At 47.1% G+C, this 16,595-nt stretch carries 18 protein-coding genes and 1 tRNA gene; 3 read left to right on the plus strand and 16 right to left on the minus strand.

What is annotated here, in order from left to right; genetic code table 11:
• The first annotated feature begins 297 nt into the window (after window positions 1-297).
• Window positions 298-753 carry a very short patch repair endonuclease gene (locus R2X38_RS26820; protein ID WP_411185530.1) on the plus strand — a complete coding sequence of 152 codons (456 nt, stop codon included), beginning with the start codon at window positions 298-300 and terminating at the stop codon, window positions 751-753.
• 464 nt (window positions 754-1,217) lie between these two features.
• On the opposite strand, the gene R2X38_RS18420 is transcribed toward R2X38_RS26820, so the two are convergent.
• Together R2X38_RS18420 and R2X38_RS18425 are read right to left on the minus strand one after the other, a co-directional pair.
• Window positions 1,218-1,862 carry a hypothetical protein gene (locus R2X38_RS18420; protein ID WP_317523791.1) on the minus strand — a complete coding sequence of 215 codons (645 nt, stop codon included), beginning with the start codon at window positions 1,860-1,862 and terminating at the stop codon, window positions 1,218-1,220.
• Window positions 1,863-2,432: 570 nt separating this feature from the next.
• The gene (locus tag R2X38_RS18425; RefSeq protein WP_317523792.1) at window positions 2,433-2,696 is read right to left on the minus strand and encodes a hypothetical protein; all 264 of its coding nucleotides are present in this window, start codon (window positions 2,694-2,696) and stop codon (window positions 2,433-2,435) included.
• A gap of 86 nt (window positions 2,697-2,782) precedes the next feature.
• Between R2X38_RS18425 and R2X38_RS18430 the strand changes: the two genes are divergently transcribed.
• Entirely contained in the window at window positions 2,783-3,034 is a 252-nt protein-coding gene (locus R2X38_RS18430; RefSeq protein ID WP_317523793.1) for a hypothetical protein, read from the plus strand.
• 258 nt (window positions 3,035-3,292) lie between these two features.
• On the opposite strand, the gene R2X38_RS18435 is transcribed toward R2X38_RS18430, so the two are convergent.
• The 14 genes from R2X38_RS18435 to R2X38_RS18500 all read right to left on the minus strand — a co-directional run bounded on the left by R2X38_RS18435 (window position 3,293) and on the right by R2X38_RS18500 (window position 15,859).
• The gene (locus tag R2X38_RS18435) at window positions 3,293-3,988 is read right to left on the minus strand and encodes a viroplasmin family protein (protein ID WP_317523794.1); all 696 of its coding nucleotides are present in this window, start codon (window positions 3,986-3,988) and stop codon (window positions 3,293-3,295) included.
• A 158-nt stretch (window positions 3,989-4,146) separates the two neighbouring features.
• Window positions 4,147-6,849, minus strand: a complete 2,703-nt coding sequence (locus tag R2X38_RS18440) for a hypothetical protein (protein WP_317523795.1) — start codon at window positions 6,847-6,849, stop codon at window positions 4,147-4,149.
• A 63-nt stretch (window positions 6,850-6,912) separates the two neighbouring features.
• Entirely contained in the window at window positions 6,913-7,347 is a 435-nt protein-coding gene (locus R2X38_RS18445) for a hypothetical protein (RefSeq protein ID WP_317523796.1), read from the minus strand.
• 360 nt (window positions 7,348-7,707) lie between these two features.
• Window positions 7,708-7,956 carry a hypothetical protein gene (locus R2X38_RS18450; protein ID WP_317523797.1) on the minus strand — a complete coding sequence of 83 codons (249 nt, stop codon included), beginning with the start codon at window positions 7,954-7,956 and terminating at the stop codon, window positions 7,708-7,710.
• On the minus strand, window positions 7,953-9,140 hold the full coding sequence (locus R2X38_RS18455) for a tyrosine-type recombinase/integrase (protein ID WP_317523798.1): 1,188 nt from the start codon (window positions 9,138-9,140) through the stop codon (window positions 7,953-7,955). Before R2X38_RS18455 ends, R2X38_RS18450 begins: the two co-directional genes overlap by 4 nt.
• Window positions 9,141-9,217: 77 nt before the next feature.
• Entirely contained in the window at window positions 9,218-10,237 is a 1,020-nt protein-coding gene (locus tag R2X38_RS18460) for a hypothetical protein (RefSeq protein ID WP_317523799.1), read from the minus strand.
• Window positions 10,238-10,489: 252 nt separating this feature from the next.
• The gene (locus R2X38_RS18465; protein WP_317523800.1) at window positions 10,490-10,717 is read right to left on the minus strand and encodes a hypothetical protein; all 228 of its coding nucleotides are present in this window, start codon (window positions 10,715-10,717) and stop codon (window positions 10,490-10,492) included.
• Between the two features lie 986 nt (window positions 10,718-11,703).
• Window positions 11,704-12,135 (minus strand): DUF2787 domain-containing protein, encoded by a 432-nt coding sequence (locus R2X38_RS18470; protein WP_317523801.1) that lies wholly within the window; start codon window positions 12,133-12,135, stop codon window positions 11,704-11,706.
• Window positions 12,136-12,213: 78 nt separating this feature from the next.
• On the minus strand, window positions 12,214-12,786 hold the full coding sequence (locus tag R2X38_RS18475) for a hypothetical protein (protein WP_317523802.1): 573 nt from the start codon (window positions 12,784-12,786) through the stop codon (window positions 12,214-12,216).
• Window positions 12,787-12,828: 42 nt separating this feature from the next.
• Complete coding sequence (locus R2X38_RS18480; protein ID WP_317523803.1) at window positions 12,829-13,212, minus strand: hypothetical protein; 384 nt, start codon at window positions 13,210-13,212, stop codon at window positions 12,829-12,831.
• Between the two features lie 113 nt (window positions 13,213-13,325).
• A complete protein-coding gene (locus tag R2X38_RS18485) occupies window positions 13,326-14,513 on the minus strand; it encodes a site-specific integrase (protein WP_317523804.1) in 1,188 nt (395 codons plus the stop codon).
• A gap of 567 nt (window positions 14,514-15,080) precedes the next feature.
• Window positions 15,081-15,166: transfer RNA gene (locus tag R2X38_RS18490), tRNA-Leu, on the minus strand.
• Window positions 15,167-15,286: 120 nt separating this feature from the next.
• Window positions 15,287-15,628 (minus strand): hypothetical protein, encoded by a 342-nt coding sequence (locus R2X38_RS18495; RefSeq protein ID WP_317523805.1) that lies wholly within the window; start codon window positions 15,626-15,628, stop codon window positions 15,287-15,289.
• 12 nt (window positions 15,629-15,640) lie between these two features.
• The gene (locus tag R2X38_RS18500; protein ID WP_317523806.1) at window positions 15,641-15,859 is read right to left on the minus strand and encodes a hypothetical protein; all 219 of its coding nucleotides are present in this window, start codon (window positions 15,857-15,859) and stop codon (window positions 15,641-15,643) included.
• Between the two features lie 216 nt (window positions 15,860-16,075).
• On the opposite strand from R2X38_RS18500, the gene R2X38_RS18505 reads away from it, so the two are divergent.
• Window positions 16,076-16,570, plus strand: a complete 495-nt coding sequence (locus tag R2X38_RS18505) for an RDD family protein (protein WP_317523807.1) — start codon at window positions 16,076-16,078, stop codon at window positions 16,568-16,570.
• Window positions 16,571-16,595: the final 25 nt, after the last annotated feature.

The raw sequence follows: 16,595 nt of genomic DNA on the forward strand, positions 1-16,595 counted from the left end.
TACTTTTATACAGCACTAAGTGGACTAGGAATTCTAGTCGATTTTGCCTCTTTTTGTAAGTAGAAGCTCAAAATCTGACATCAACGCAAGCAGATAAACCCTGACTAATATGCATCAATCAAGGCACATCAGTTAGAAAAGTAAGTCACATTCAAACAACAAGCGCCCATTGTTTTATGAAAGAAATGGACTCGCCTAGAGACAAAAATTCATTAAGCTGAACCATACTTTGCCGTCGATTGAGCCTAAAATTAACAATATACATTCATTTTAAAGCATGATTAGCCCATGCCCAACATGCGACTGTATAAGTCAAAAAACACCAAGCTAGAAGTCGAATTCCGCAAGCTAATCTTTGCAAAAGGCTTTCGGTATAAACTGCATGACAATACCCTCCCTGGGAAGCCCGATCTAACGTTTCCAAAGTATAAGGCAGTAATCTTTATTCACGGCTGCTTCTGGCACAACCATGAAAGTTGTAAATACGCATCAATACCAAAATCACAACCTGAATTCTGGAAAGGTAAGTTTCGAAAAAATAAAGAGAACCACAGCAAATCAAGCTTAAAGTTAAAAAATGATGGATGGCGGGTTTTAACTGTATGGGAGTGCGCAATCAAACACTCCAAAGATTTTACTATTGATGAATTACTAGATTACATCGAATGTTGGCTTATTAGTGGTGCAGCGTCATGTGAAATATCTGGAACTACTCCTTTCCCAATATTAAACCTTGACTTCAAGAAAATATGAAATCCAAATAGTTCCCCTCTCTCAAGCAACAAGCATCCTCGGCAAGCTTCTTCAAGCCATCTACATAAGCAGGAAAATCATCAACGACACGCAACCTCTCAAAGTCACTTACAGCCAAAAATCTGATATGGCTCAACAACTCCTCAAGCTGTCGGGCTGAACTTCAGATTTAGTGTGAGTTACTACTAACTAATTAATAATCCCCAGTACAACAGCCGCTAGCGGCTGTTGTACTGGGGATTATTAATAAAGATATAAATACCCTACCACCAACCTGTAATGGCCAAATTAACCACGCTTCACAAAGTACGGGTCCGGTATACACCAATCATTAGTGCCCCCAATACCGATGAAAAAATGAGCCAGAGACATGCCCTAGCTCGGTCACTCTGAATTAGTAAGTAGTTATAGAAAAAGATCACAAAAAACCAACGTAAGTCCTCGCCACCCCATTTTCCTTAAAACTAAAGAGACAGATTTTCAGCTAAGTCAGATTCTTTTTTCTTACTTTTCGGAATGTGTTTTTCTGACGCTTCAACTAGACGCTTAGCAGCTACTAATTGATGATACTCATTTAAAAACAAGGCAGAGTAGAATCCAAAAATGGCCACCCACAATATCTGCCCCACAATACTCCCCTCAACAAACATCGTTCTAAAAAGAAGCGGAGCCATAGCAATCAAAGCAAGCACCCCATATGAGATTGCGAAGAAGATAGAAAATACTTTCACTCTCCAAGGACCATCGTATCTCCTCGCCAACCTGAATTTCTTTGTCATTACTTGGTTTGTTGGATGTGTATGGGCACTTGCTTTTACTTTATTGAACGCTCTCTGATAGTCTTTTAACCTATCAACAGCATTGTCCAGTTCAAGAACATACTTAATTTCATCAATAGGAGCGTTCTTATTACCCATCAACGCCCTATACCCCAAAGCCTCCGTATAAGAGGAGTTATCATTGCTTTCCTTTTCATTCAGTGAGTTAAAGAATTTCTTCGCAAACTCAAATTCAGCACGCAACTTAGTCTTTGATTCAAACAGTGCATGCAGCTTAAAGAACGCAATGGTTACACCAAGTACAGCAGCAATCAGCTTAACAAGAAACATGACGCTTTCTCCCGACTCCATTCCAACCTCGCTCATATGTACAAATAAACAGTACTTATACATATAGGGATTACAGTAGGCTAATTCAAGTGCAAGAGCTTTTCTTTCTTTGTTACCCTTAAAATACTCGGCGTTTCATCAATTCACTTTACAGTTAACCGAATGTCAGCTCTGACTAGAATCCGCCATCAAATTCCTTACTAGATCACCACAACAAGCGTATAGATGTCGTATTTCTGCGGTATTACCCCAAAAAATATGAATGTAAACCCCATGAATTAACCGCCGCCGAAGGGCCTCAGACACAAATCGCAGACAAGAAAAAAGGGAGCAGTCACATAACGCAGCTGCTCCCTTCAAGGTTCTAAGGCATACAATATCATAAAGCTCAGACAAAGCATCTTCGTCAACTTCACACTAACCTCATTCAGCTACAATTCAAGCACTTCACCTTTTGTTCTTTCTCGCCGGAGTTTGTCACTCAATAGCGTGGCACATCTACCTATAACGCCACCAGCAGCTAGATCAGCGATACTAGGGGGAATTTATATGAAGTACACAAATATATGGTTAGCTCTCCAACTCAACAGCCTCAAGTACTACCATCGAATTATCATAACGGCCATCACCAGCAAGCACGCGGTTCGCTTCACGTTCAGCTGCCAACCAGTGTCTTCCTAGATCTGAATTCTGATCACGCTCATATGCTTCAAAGCACACAAGCATATCAATATCTTGCTCATCAAAGTACTTCTTAGCTAATTCAACACCTTCATCAGCAAGGTATTGAGGAGCATCTCCGATGGTATATGCACCCAATTCAAATTTAGACATATAAAACCTCTGCTATTAATAGTGACTACAAAACAATAATATATAATTGATTTCCAAATTCTTCCGGAAGAAAGCAAAGGCAGCAGATGAAAGAACAAACATTATCTTTAGGGCTGTACAATATCTCGTTTCACTGGCAAGGCGAAGAAGAACAAAACGCTACCATATCATCAGATCTAACCAGTAAAGCAACAGCCCCACACCACAAAGTTGCGATATCAGCAATAGAGACGCTCATTCTCAGCCACTTCAGAGCGGGAGTTGACATCCTAGCACCTGATTACCTTAAAGCCACCGAAAAAGCGATAGAGGCCATTCTGGCGAATCAAAACCGTTAAATCAAACATACAAAAGGGTGCGGTAACCACACTTCGCATACGCTCATTGTGGTCACCGCGCTTTCAAAATTAATTTTAATATACAAAGACTTTCCTAGCCCGTACAGCCGTTGAACACATTTCCAAATCTGCATCATCAACATACTTTTCAAGCCATCGACTCAAGCCAGAAAATCATCTACAAAACGTAAATTCTCAAGACCAAATATTTTCCAAAACTCAATACTGCCTGGCGGCATAGTTCATTATATAAATACCTCAAAATGGCAGGTCATCAATATCGGAATTCTCAGTCGGCTTCTGGCCTAGTTTCACCTTGCCTTTGAACCGCTCATACAAGTCGAACATGCGCTTAATAAGCTCAAGATTCGCAGGCTGCTTTCCAGTAGAATTTAGCCAACCTCGCCCCTTCCAGTCGGGAGTCAGTTTACACAATGTACGCCCCACACTGTCGTCCAGACCGATTATTTCAACGAAATCAGCCCCACCATTTATAGTATCCTCTGCCACCTTTAACGCTTCGTAGCCCAATTCTAGGCGTTTCAGCGGGGCCTTGGCACCAACAGATGTTTGAACCACCAGCAATGCACCATTGCTAAGCTTAATCTTGGAAGCTTTACCGTCCGTGCCCAGCGAGCAACTTAATGTGACAATTTTTTTCTTAGGCATGACAGCAGTTTTTGGCTCAAGGAAAATAGCTAAGTGATCAAGCGTCGGCTTACATTGTGTCGACGATGATCCATAGATGCGATTGCGCTTTGGCTTAGCTCTTTGCTTTCGCTTGTCTCTTTCATCAATTTTATCAAACAAGTAGGTTTCGGCATCAGCACGGTTCAAGAACTTCCTGCTATGCCCACCTCGCTTATTTTGAGTGATTTTTGCACATTCATCCCATGTGGTAACAATGCGAGCTTCATTGTCATTGATAGCGGCATAAAAGTATTTTTTGGCCATGATCGGCTCCTTTTAATTTTATAAATTATTCCTGCACCTGAACGATGCAGCAGTGAGAGGTTTTAGGTGTGGTGCACAACCGGTATTGGTATCCCCAACGCATCAGTTGCACACCAAAAGAAAGCCCTTGCCAGACAAGGGCTAAGAGGAATAACGTGTTACGAGCAAAGCTCTACGAATGAACGCAGAAGCGGCAAGTCTGACTTGCGGAACATCGCTTCGTAGTTGAACTCCGGAAAGCGAGAGCGGATGACCCCCAGCAGCTTCAACGTATGCGCCGTTATCGGCACTGCGGCTTCAACAAGCTTTTGGCGCTTGGCTCCACGAACCGCAGTTGCCTTGGTGACATAGCCTTCGTCAGTCAGCCATTTAGCAAGCTGGTTAGCATTAAGCGTGGCACCTTCAAGACCGTGACTCTTGCGGGCATAGAATCGCAGGAATAAGCGGCGCATCAGTTCATCAGAGCGCTCTTCAGCTTTGATGCGTACCTTGGTCAGCTTGGCCTCAGAAAGTGCCTCAGCCATCGCCATACGGTCTTCCAGGTTGTGCCAGTCATCCATCGTCTTCAGACAATGATTCAGTCGCCAGCGGTCAAAACGAAGGCGATTAAACATCATCTCGTCAACGTTCTGGAACGGCATTGACTCAAAAGCAATATGCTCGGTGTTACGAACACTTTGCATACGAGGACTAACCAAACGACGCTTCCAGTCAGGTTCAAGGTTCAGACGGCTTTCCTTCTCTTTCATCAACATATCCTTGCGGCCAAGGAACATCTCCCGCGTGGAAGTCAAATGGGACACATCGGTTAACTGTCCAGGAACTCGATTGAGGTAAAGGTTAACCATGAAAGCATTGGGGTCAGTTTCACCTTTAGGTGTCTTGACTCCGGCCTTAGCCAATACCTCAGCGTACCCATTAGATTGTTTGGCCGTTAACTGTCCTCGAGTCTTCATCGCAATGAGCTGGGATGCTCGGTGCTTCAGCTCTAAGATCTCACCGCCATTTGGATCAATACGATGAAAGAAGCCACGGAAGCGGTTGCTAATCGGGCCAGACAAGTTGATCTCATCAAGTTCAGCGTCTGTCAGAAAGCCATCCGTTGTAACCGATACCACCGTGCGGTGACTTGGTACGCCATTAAGCATTTCAGACATCAAAGCACGAGCCAGACCAGTGGTATAAGCAGCAAAGAAGGGATTGGTCAGCGTCGATGGCAGCAGCGGCTTATTCAGGCCACTTTCGACCTCAAATGAGGTTTTACGGCGTAACCCTTGCGCCAGCTTACCGTATACGCTGTTCCCACACTCCTTAAACAGGCGCTCGTCAAAGCTACCTTTTTCGTGAGCAAGGCGTTGCTGTCGTACCCACTGCATAAACGGTTCAAAGATCGAAGCTTGATTTAACCACGGTACGACAAACCCCTGTTTAACAGTGATTTCAGCGCCTTGGTTATAGGCAACCTCTAGCTCGTGCCCAGTGCAGTAGGTCACACCTTCCAACGGGTAGATGAGGCCAAAGGACTCGGTTCTTACAGGCAGTGATGGGAAGCGAGTTCCAGCTGGAAACTTGAAGCTAACTCGGGCTAGTGCACACTTGTCACCGAACAGCTCTTTCAGATTGTGGGTCATGAACATGTTGTCATAATCCAACTGACGTAAGCCGATAAGGATCGAGGTGTAACAGCTCGGAGCATCGAAGTCGTTCCAAGTGTCCTCAGCAGTAGGGCCAGAGACAAAGCTCTCATTGCGCCCACCGTGGTAACAGCGGGTAGCGAAGTCCTCCAGTATCAATCGTTCATCACAGGCAACATCGGAAGTGATGGTTAAAGGCTGGTTGCGGCCTTCAGGCCAAATTTCCTTAGTTACCTCTTCAAAGCCAAACAGTCGGCGATAAGCCTTGGGGTCACTCAGAGTTTCGGTAAATGCCTTAACAGCAATACCACCTATGGTGAATGGAACCCGTTTGATCCCTAGACTCGCGCAGAACTCGATGACTCGCTCCATGTGAAGCGCAGCAACTTCAGCATCACGCAAGGCGTAAGCCTCAAAGCCCGCTTTGTCAGCCTCCAGGTACTCATCCATGCGCTCGATTGAATAGGGAGCCGGGATCTCCAACTTAGAAAGCCCCAGCAGCTCACCCACATCAGCCAAGCTTTTCCCGTTTGGGCAAAGCAGCATGGTGTCGTACCACTGCAACAACAGATGACGACTATTGCGGTTGCTATCCCAGACCTTGATTGGTTGCTTGTCGATACGACGGCAGCTCACCTTTTCAACGTCCACGCCATACGCCTTATCAAGTGATACAACCGTCTTACGGACGCTGTTTACTGCTTCTTGAACGCCAGAAAAGGCTTTATTGAAGTTAAACAAATCCGCTCGCAGGAAGTGAGCACAAGCGATGACCATCTCAGGCCAACACTCAAGTACCCCTTCGGTAATGGCATGCTCAATGGCTTGCACTAAGCAGTGATCCAGATCCAGACGACCGCCTTTACGGTGATTGTCTGGATACAGAATCAATGTTGTCATCTGCCCTTTAAATCGAATCGCAAACTGATAACTCAGAATGTTGTTCTCGGTACCACAGGCTGATGCCGTGTACTCGGTATCTATCGCCACAATAGGGTGAGCTTCAGTTACAAGCCCACGTGGCAACTTGAATACGTTGTCCTTAGGGTCATAAGGGCGGCGAGGCTGGATAGACTCAAAGGTCACATCGTTGCTACCTTCGGCTTCCCATCCTTCTACGCTCTCGTTCTCCCATGACGAAACAACTTCAGAGTCGTTCGCTGCATCATGCCATCCAGTTACAGTCTCGGTTTCAGCGGCATTATTCCAATTAGCTTGCTCTTGCATTTTCATATCCTCCAGGAAAGAAGAAAGCTCCCGTAGGAGCCTTCGATACAGCCATCAGCGCCATTAAGCGTGGTATAGCGCCCAATCAACTTTTGGCATTGCCTTTCCGTCGTTCGCAGATATGAGTCCGTCAACCAGAACATCACGCAAACCCTCAAGGTTGGTATGGTGCTCGGCGTCGAAAATATGCAACAACTTGTCATTGGTGCCAGACACCAACAGCGAACCACTCTTCTCGGACAAACGAATGTCCTTGATCGCTTCGATGTTGATGAAACCACCGTTCTCCATCTTGATGCACTGCTTCGGCTCTGGCTTAACCTTGCCCTTCAACTGTTTGAACAGGTCTTCAGCTTTATCACTATTGTCGTAGCGAAGCAGAGAGCAACCTTTGCCCAATACCAACAGAATGTTGGCTTGCTCGTCATAGAGAACGGTTTCAGAGGCTACAAGGTTTACAGCGCCATTAACAGTGCGAAAAAACATAGACTTAGACATCTTAAAATCTCCATTAAATAAATTGTTAAAGAGCGGTAATGGCGGTGCCATTACCGCCAGCAGCAAGTTGGTGCTGCTTACTCCTCAATGAGGACTGGGTGCAGATTACGGATTTCGTATATCGATATTGTTCGGTACAAAAAGATCCGCCTCTTCAATTGCCAAATGGCATGCAGTCGAAACCGCTTTATCCCTCAGCCCCGAAGGAGTGAGTGCATAGTAAGTGGGTGGGGAATTTCAGGTGTTCAGTGCAAAAAAAGTACGAGTTAGATGAATTCGCAGATTTGGTAGGCTTAGATGCAACAAAGCCCGAGAACATGCGTCCTCGGGCTCTGTTGCAATGTCGGCAAGCTAGTAGGTTTAAATATCCCAGCGAGGCTTCAGTCGCTTCTGCTGCGCTTTCTGATCCAGTTGCTGTTTCTCCATCTGAGCAAGCTCCCAGGCAATCACGTCCTCAAGACGGAAGCGTATCGGGCTGTTACGGTTTGGCCCCAGTTTAAAGAACGGTGGCAGTGACTCCGGATTGCGGGAGCATGCAGTCGTGATGGACTCGACGCTACGTTTCTGGCGTTGAGCTAGGTCTTCCTTGGTCAAGATCACATCGTTCACGCTACGGCCTCCCCTGCAGCGGTACCCGCCCACATACCATTATTACTGGCGAGCATCGATAGAGCAGTCATATCACTTGCCTCAGACAGCTGGGTATTCTGGTGGAAAGCATAACGCTCAGTGGTCGTCACGCTTTGATGGAACAAGTTCTGCTGCACCAAGCGAGCATTACCAGTCAGCTGCAACTGGCGGCTTGCATAGGTGCGGCGCAAGTCATGGATGGTAAAGCCATCAGTCCCACCAGTACACTTTAAGACGAAATCCCGCAGCTTTTCATGGCACGAACGAGGGTGAGCAATGTGCTTGCCTTGTTTGACCTCAGACGGGAATAACCACTCGTTCCAAGAATCAACGGCGCAGGCCTTCAGCAGTCGCTGTGCTGGCCCGTTAATATGAATACGATAAGCTCGCCCATTCTTCGTCATTGGTAGAGAAAGCATTGTGAAGTCGTCACTGATCATGTCGCGAGTGATATCGATGACATTGCCAATACGAAGCCCAAGGAAAAGGCTCACCAGCAAGGCGCGAGATGCGAAGCTATCGATTTCAGTAGCATGCTCGATGTAGTAGCGCAGTTCATGCTCATCCAGAATTCGGTCACGGATGTTAGCTTCAGGCCACTTCTTTATGCCCTTACATGGGTTCTTCATCAATAGGTCGAGATCAACCGCAGCAGAGAAGATCCGGGATAGCAGCGATAGGTGACGATTCACCGTAGCTCCAGAAACCTTGGAAGCCAACCCAGTCAGGAACTGCTCAACATCAAGGCGAGACACTGAAGCCAAGGTCTTATCGGCAAAGTAAGGCATCACACGACGCCAGCGAGTTTTTACGCTTCGGATATCGCGGTTACGGCTTTCCATCATCGGCAGCACATAATCAATGAAGAAGTCACCGACCATTAAGCCAGCGGCCTTGTTGTAATGACCTTGTTCGATCTCGGAGATACGCTTGTTGGCAATCTTATCAAAGGTTGAGATCCCCATTTCAGGCCAATGGCCGATGACCTCTTTAAAGCGTTGTCCTTTAAAGGACTTGTCGATGGACAATGATACGGTTGCCTGATTAAAGGTCACAACCTGATGCTTCACGCCAGTGCGGCGCTTCACGATAGGTGCTTCACCCTTAGCAGGTCGAGGATGCTCACTGAAAGCACGGTTAGTAAAAGAAATGGTGTTGGTCATGTTCGCCCCCTGATATCTAATAAAAATCAATGGGCGAACTTTAACGAAGTGGGACTAGCGAAGTGTTCGGTACAAAACTAATTGATGCTTGCCAAGGCTTTTACTACATGGCGGTTGATGGTCGAACGACTGAGCTCAAAGTCCTCGGGCTTAATGTCAGCTCCCCAAATGTCGAAATCCAGCTTATCTGCTAAATTAGCCAACTCGACATCAAAGGGGCTTACAGCCCCGCTAGCACCGACCGAAAATGCTCGAGAGCAATGCTTCTGGGTCTCCTTACGGATCTCCTCTTCTAAGTCATCCAGTGAGCACTTTGAAGTTACTAACTTCTTCTTGAATCGTTCATATACCTTCTGAAATACGCCATGCTTCGCCATCAGGACATGAACTTGATTTACAAATTCATTGAAGAAAGGCTGCATTTTTGCACTTTCTTTATGGGAGGATGAGTTTTTGACGGATGCTCTACGTTTGCTCGCCAATTCCTCTTCTGCTAATTTTTTATGCTCCCGACGCTTGACATATGGTTCGGCATTAACCGTTTGTCGTTCGCATAGAAGCATGCCTTCTATAAAGTGCAAGTCATCAACTAATTTAACTGCTAAGTCGGTATTGAACTCACCACCGGCACGCGCCACTTTTCTAATTTTTTTGACTTCGAAAAGCGCCTGCTCTGCTTTTCTTCTAGCCAATGCAGGAAACAAGAATTGCTCAGCAACTTCTTCGTCCACTATATCTCCATGCACACCGACATCGGGAAATAGCTCCGGAACCACAAAGGCAACGTACAGTGCTTGAATATCGCTGTAGCTAGCAATGTGCTCAGGTGACGGTAGGTCGTGTAGTTTGCAAAATTCTTCGTCAATTAAATCTGCACCGTTTACCCGCACATCCTCAATTGCTGCATCGACATAGTACATAAGAGGCTCTAGGGTCGCCGCATCATACTTCAAAGGACTTGCATGCCCCTCTCCGAGCAGTTCATCAAAATGCGATGTCGTACTTCCGATCAATTCGTCGACGATGAACTCGATTGATTGATCAAGTTTTTTGCTCTGCTTATCCAGAACGTTCTGTATCTTTTTTGTTTTTGCCACGGTATTACCAATCGCTATCCGGTGTGTTTGTAGTGGCTCATATTACCCCAACGATCCAGTTGCACACCCCACAGCCGACCTTCAAACTCGTGAAAAAAAGTAGATAGTGTGAACTGCGGCGATTGAGCATCAAATGACTAACTAATCATTAACAATCATCAACTCAACAGCTAGCACAGCGGCGCTGTTGAGTTGATGATTGTGATATAGGTAAGTAGGTCAGATTATAGAGCTATACCCACGATCTCACCATCAGTCCTCAGGCCCAAGCACCCACCCGAGCACTCCGCCAATACAGGTTCCAGCGACTGCTCCAGGCAATCCAAAACGGGCTCCAATAACGCCGCCAGTGGCTGCACCTCTTAGTGCACCTTGAGTGCTAGGTTTAACGGTGACCTTGCGCTTACCGTTCTTGTTCTTAGGCGAGATCTCGATGGCATTTATCTCCATCACAGTTGTATGGGGTTTCAATGGATTCATGTTGTACTCCTCAGGTTGGTGTATGCAGGTGAGTTGGTTGGGGTTAGCAGTCGGATGCTATTTACATTGAGCTCTGCTATTCGCTCAAACATCGGTGTGAGGTTGTGACTCAGGGGCTTCCAGTGATGACAGGCGCAGTGGTTACTAGCGTAGGATCTAGGTAGAGGCGGTGACCGCTGTTGACCATACGAGTTCACTGTGGTGGCACTTCTCTAATCAAGGGTTTGCCGAGCAAGCCCAGTGATTGAATAAACAGGCAACCGTGACAGGAACGCAAGATAGGTGTTAGTCCATAATGCCAATTGGACAAGCAGCAGGGTGATGAAAGGAACTCAGCAAGGCGAGATATGCAAGGTTAGCGAATACCCAGCTTTTCGGCGGGAAACGCTAACAAAACACTAAGGTGCAGAATTGCACCAAAATTATATTAATAAATATTATTAATCTGAGTTCACCTTCAGAGCAGATTGCCCAGCCCACACAAGGGTTAATCGGTACATGGACAGAACGATAGCATGAAATTGCAGCCCCCGTTCGTCGTCTGTTAGCAGGGCATATGGAAAGCCCACCCAGAACCAGCGGATGGTTCCCCAGTCATATCAGTGCTTGTTACCACGTCGGTAACAAGCGCCTTTATCTCAAATTGGCACTGGGGGAATTAATACGACCTCGCTCCAGAATCGGGATTTATTAGCCAGCTCCAGCAAGCATGGTTATCAGACTCACGTCGGGTATTTCATCGCTCTCGCCATCAGATGTACCAATCTGAGCCGTCCTCCAAGCAAACAGGCCGACATTTCAGATACACTACCCACCTGCCGCTCAAACAGGCACTAGGGATGCGGTATCCGTTGAAAAACAACAGCAGATATAAAGAGGCGATCCATCAGCACTTACTGCGTAAGCACCTATGGACTGCCCCTCTGAGCTACTGCCTTTCGGTACCTTCCTTCTGGTCTATATCCGGATTCGGCCAACGAAATCGGTCAAGCAACCTCAACCTCGATCTCGGTAAAACATCCCTCGTCCAGATAAGTCAGGAAGTTGGACTCCCACAACTGGTAGAAGTCCAACACGTCAGGTTCATCAAATGGTGCAGCCCCTAGTCCAGCAACCATGGCTTGTCGTGTGCTGAAATCAAAGTCCACCTCTTTCGCTAGTTCAGGTTGGGGGTAACCTTGGTAGCTGAAATCGGTGATGTAATCGATCAACCATTCGTTCAGCAGACGAGACAGCCTTATCTCCACAGGGTGAAAGCCACCTCGGTCAGCAGAGTAAGTAACATCTCGAAAGTTGAACACGATAGCCATGCTGTTGCTTGGTAAATAGGTCTTTTCACCCAGCGTTTGGTTTAAGGCTTCGATAAGGCGTGCGGATGCTGGACGGCACAAACCATCCTTGTCGATGTATAGTTTCATAATGCGTTCACTTTGGGATTGTTTAAAGGGAAGGTGGTGTAGCGGTGGTGCTATGGATTGAAATTATGCGGTGCTGAGTTACTTACCGGATAGTGCCAACAACTTGGCCTTAGCGGCTTCGTAATCAGGGTTGAGCACATGAAGAAATGGGCTCTTGTCGCTAGCCTGGATTAAGCCAAGATCTTTAGACCGCAACGCCGCAGCAAGAAACCCTGCATTGTTCGCACTACCGCCGCCGTAGAGGTCACGAAGCGCTACTGACTTGAATGGCACCTTTGGTTTCTGTTGATCCAGTACGACAATCACATCATCAACAAGCAGCCAGCGTTTGCTGTGAAGTCCCCCGCCTTCATTCCTGCTTAAACGCAGGTAGAGCCTGTCGTCACCCTTGTTGATGGCAACTTCGAAGAAGACATGGTTTTGTGTCTTCGGGCTGAGCTTCTTGCCCTTGCCACTGAGCACTACCTTCTCGAATGGATCATCTACAGGTACATCAGATTGCTTGTTTGGCGTAGCCTTAGGGGGCTTGGGTTGATGGTTGGCGGCTTGTTCTTGTCCCGATCCGGTCGTTGGTTCAGGTGCGGCTTGTTGCCCGGTAGATTCGGTCGCTTGCTTAGTGGTGGATTTAGCTTTGGTTGTCTTGCGGTTCATAAGAAAATCCTCATTAAAGTTGGAATATTTAAGTCACTTCCATCAGTCGATATGACGGCAAATAGCAGTGCTGAAGTAGTTGGCAGGATGGCAAGGAGATAGCAGGTAACACCCACCTCCAGCCGCCGTGGTAATGGTTAAGGCGAGAACGTATTGCTGGTCGTTACCTTCCAACAAGATGGCGTACTCAGGGTTATCAAGAGCGAATTGGATTGCGGTTTGATCAGCTTCATCTTGCTCTCGCAATGTGGCTTCATCATCCTCCGCATCGATCAGAACCAAAGCGGTGCCAGTTTCATCCCACATCTGTTGCGCGGCTTCGATGTCGCCATCAAATGGGGTTGTTAGCTCCGCCATCAAGAGCTGCTGGATAGAAGGAGGCAACGGCAAGGTCGCTACCTGCCAGAGTTGATTGATGAATTGCATAGTTCTCTCTCCGTAGAAAAGACAAAGCCCCTAAGCGAAGAATCGCTTAGGGGCTTTGCCATTAGGGTTGTGGATTGTTTCTCAGGGATAATGGGCAAGTCAGCCAATCGCCGTTACCCGTCAATATGGTTGAAGTGATGCTTACCTTCGATCATGTCAGATAAGGCCGCTGTGGTTTGCCGCTGATTGGCTTCACTGTGCTTCGCGTAGATCAAAGTGGACTCAACGCTTCGATGATTAAGCAGCACCTTAACAGCACTGATATCTGCGCCATTAGAGATCAGATTAGAAGCCACTGAATGCCTAGCGGTATGGAACAACACCTCTCCAGCATCCTTAATGCCAGCCCGCTTCTTGATCAGGTTAAACGCCCAACGAGGTGGTGCGATTGGCTTGCCCTTCTTGGTGCCAGGAAAGACATGGGGGTTGGAGCTGACCCTCGGGATGGATTGAAAAATCTCGACCATCAAGTCAGACAAGAAGATGGTATGACTGCTGCCGTTCTTGGTATTTGGGATCGACAAAGTACGTTTAACCAAGTCAACATCAGTCCATTTCCGATAACGAAGCTCAGACTCTCGACACCCCATTAGGAACAGCAGGGCAATGAAGTTACCAGCACTAGGACAATGGTACTCCCGAGCACATTTAATAATCCGTCGAGTCTCATCGAGATCGCAGAACCGAGTCCGAGTGTTGTTTTCGGGAAGCAACGAAACCATCAGCGCTACGTTGGGTACATTCAGCAAACGCTCAGCCAATTTCCCAACGGTCTTCAGCATCGCTAAGACACGGTTATTGGTCGCAGCCGAGTAACCTTGGTCACTAAGTGATAGCTGGAGTTGCATAACTTGATGAGCAGTCAGGGCGTTATAGGCAATGTCGGCTATCGGTTTGGCGTGATCACGGAATCGCTGCTCATCATCATCCCATGTCTTCTTTCGCTTCTTCGCCATCGGTAAGTAGGTGGAATAGAAGAAGTCCTTTACGGTGGGCACATCGGCACTCTCATCACGAACTTGCTTAGGGTCAATGCCGTCAGCCACTTGTGCCTTGTGTTTACGAGCAATCCGACGAGCTGTATCCACATCGATATCGGGAAAGCGACCAATGGCGATACTGCGCTTCTTCCCATGTAACGTATACCGCAACAGGAACCGCTTAGATCCCGTTCGGCCAGAAAGGCACTTCAAACCGACGATCTCGGTATCGGAGACTTCCAACTCAGTAGAACGGGAATCGGCAGAATTGGCGGGTAATGCCTTCAAAGTGGCATTGGTGAACTTAAATCGCTTATTCATATCAATACCTCGGTTAAAATTAATCAAGGTATTAATATCTGTTTGAAGGGGTCTTTATTTCGGCAGTGGTACCAAATAAGTATTCGTCATCAAGGTGGAAGTAAAGCCCAAAAGCGAGGTAATCAATCTCGGTTAAATTGCGATAGAACTCGTCTGCTTGGATGTTCAGCCTTAACCCGTTCTGGTTACTCAGCAATACATCAATGCAGCAAGAAACAATTAATACAGTTCAACATCATTTTCGAGTTTAAGAAATGTGTGTAAGTCTCATTACTACCCCTACGACCTAATTGCACACTAAAGCAGATGGACAAGATGGGAACCGGAGTAGACCAGTAAAACGATACGTCGAAATGTTGAATCTTGTTGGATAGCCTTGGATCCAGTCACGCACAGAATCGGCACAGCCAAAAACGGATATGGACAAGGAGAAGCTATCTGAAGGGGGCCGAGCGAGCGAGATGTCAGGAGCTGCAGGCAGGATTTGCAACAGCTCATAGCTTGCAAAGCCGCATCAGCCCAGATACAACAAAGCCCCGACTTTCGTCGAGGCTTTGTTTTTGAAAATGGTGCCCGGGGTCGGACTTGAACCGACACAGTTATTCACCGGCGGATTTTGAATCCGCTGCGTCTACCAATTTCGCCACCCGGGCATGTGAATCATTCTACGCATCTTGCTTCCCAACGCAATAGTAAAAAGTAGGAAAATCGCACCCTTGCGTTTGTTTGCTGAGATTTTGAGCGTTTTAAGCAAAAAGGTCCATTAACAAGTACTATGAACGCCAGAATCGGTACATGAATGTTGGCCCATGACGCAACCACCACCCTACCCCGGATATCGATACTTTATAGGGTAGCCAAACACGTAGCCAGCCTTGACGCCGGGTGATTTTCAAGGAAGCGCAGTCGGGAATACTGACAACGAGCTGATGACCATCAAAGATAAAAGGGAGTCGTGATAACGTTTTTGACACCGGAAAACGGCGATGGAGTCCAATCAAAGACACTAACATGCTTTCACTAGGAACGACCAGGGTTAGCCGTCCCCCTTGTGCGTTGAGGTAAGCAACCTCACCACCATGCTCGACCTCAACCTCACCATTATATTCCAACATCATTATCCAACATCAATCCAGGTTACGCCCACGGATGCTGATACTGCCATTTACCTTCCAGATGGAGTGTTCTGATTTGTCGCCAGCCCCGCTTGGCACGCTGATTTCAACATGGTCAAAATCATAGGTCAGCTCGGCATGCCGTTCCGTCAATTTGTCATAAAGGGCGCCAGCCAGTTCCGGCCAGTTCGTTGTATTGTCATTGATATCAGCCATGGTGTTGCTCCTCATTCGTAATGCGCCTTAGCCAGGCTTTCATTTCGGGTATCAGTTACTTCACCCTCGCTTCAAAGAGTTTTGAGGCACAGGCTCCAATAAATATAGTGCCCCTAACCAAAACTGCCGTTAGGAGGACTCTCATTTCCAAGATCCGTATCATTCTCCCCAGAGAGTAATATTGCTACACTGCTCGCAACACCTTGAAGCTAAGTTAATTTGGAAAATCTTGTGAAGAAGAAGAAACAGCCGGACGTTGCATCCACCAAACAATACCCTAGCCTTTTTCGCCGCCTTGCGGCATGGCTCTATGACACCCTGGTCATCGCCGCAGTACTCATGCTTGCTGGCGGCATCGCTATCGGCTTGATGGCCGTCCTAGTGGCAGTTGGTGCTGTTGATATTACTGGCTACGAGGATGTCAGTGCCTATATGACCCTGCACCCCGTGGTGGGCATGCTTTACACCGGCTACCTTGCCATGGTTATTGTCGGCTTCTTTACCTATTTCTGGTGCCAAGCGGGACAGACCTTGGGGATGCGGGCGTGGAAGTTGCGCATCCAAAACAAAGACGGCTCAAATATCCGCCCGACCCAAGCGATGATCCGCATGGCTACCTCGGCATTCGGACTGGGTAACTTGTTGGCTCCCTTTAGCAAGACCAGACAGTCGTTCCAGGATGCCATGGCAGATTGTGAGATGGTTGTTCTGCCGAAGGTCAACTAATTAGCAGCTCACACGTTTCAGAGAC

Origin of the sequence: Photobacterium rosenbergii (assembly GCF_033022775.1) — a bacterium.
GTDB lineage: Bacteria > Pseudomonadota > Gammaproteobacteria > Enterobacterales > Vibrionaceae > Photobacterium > Photobacterium rosenbergii_A.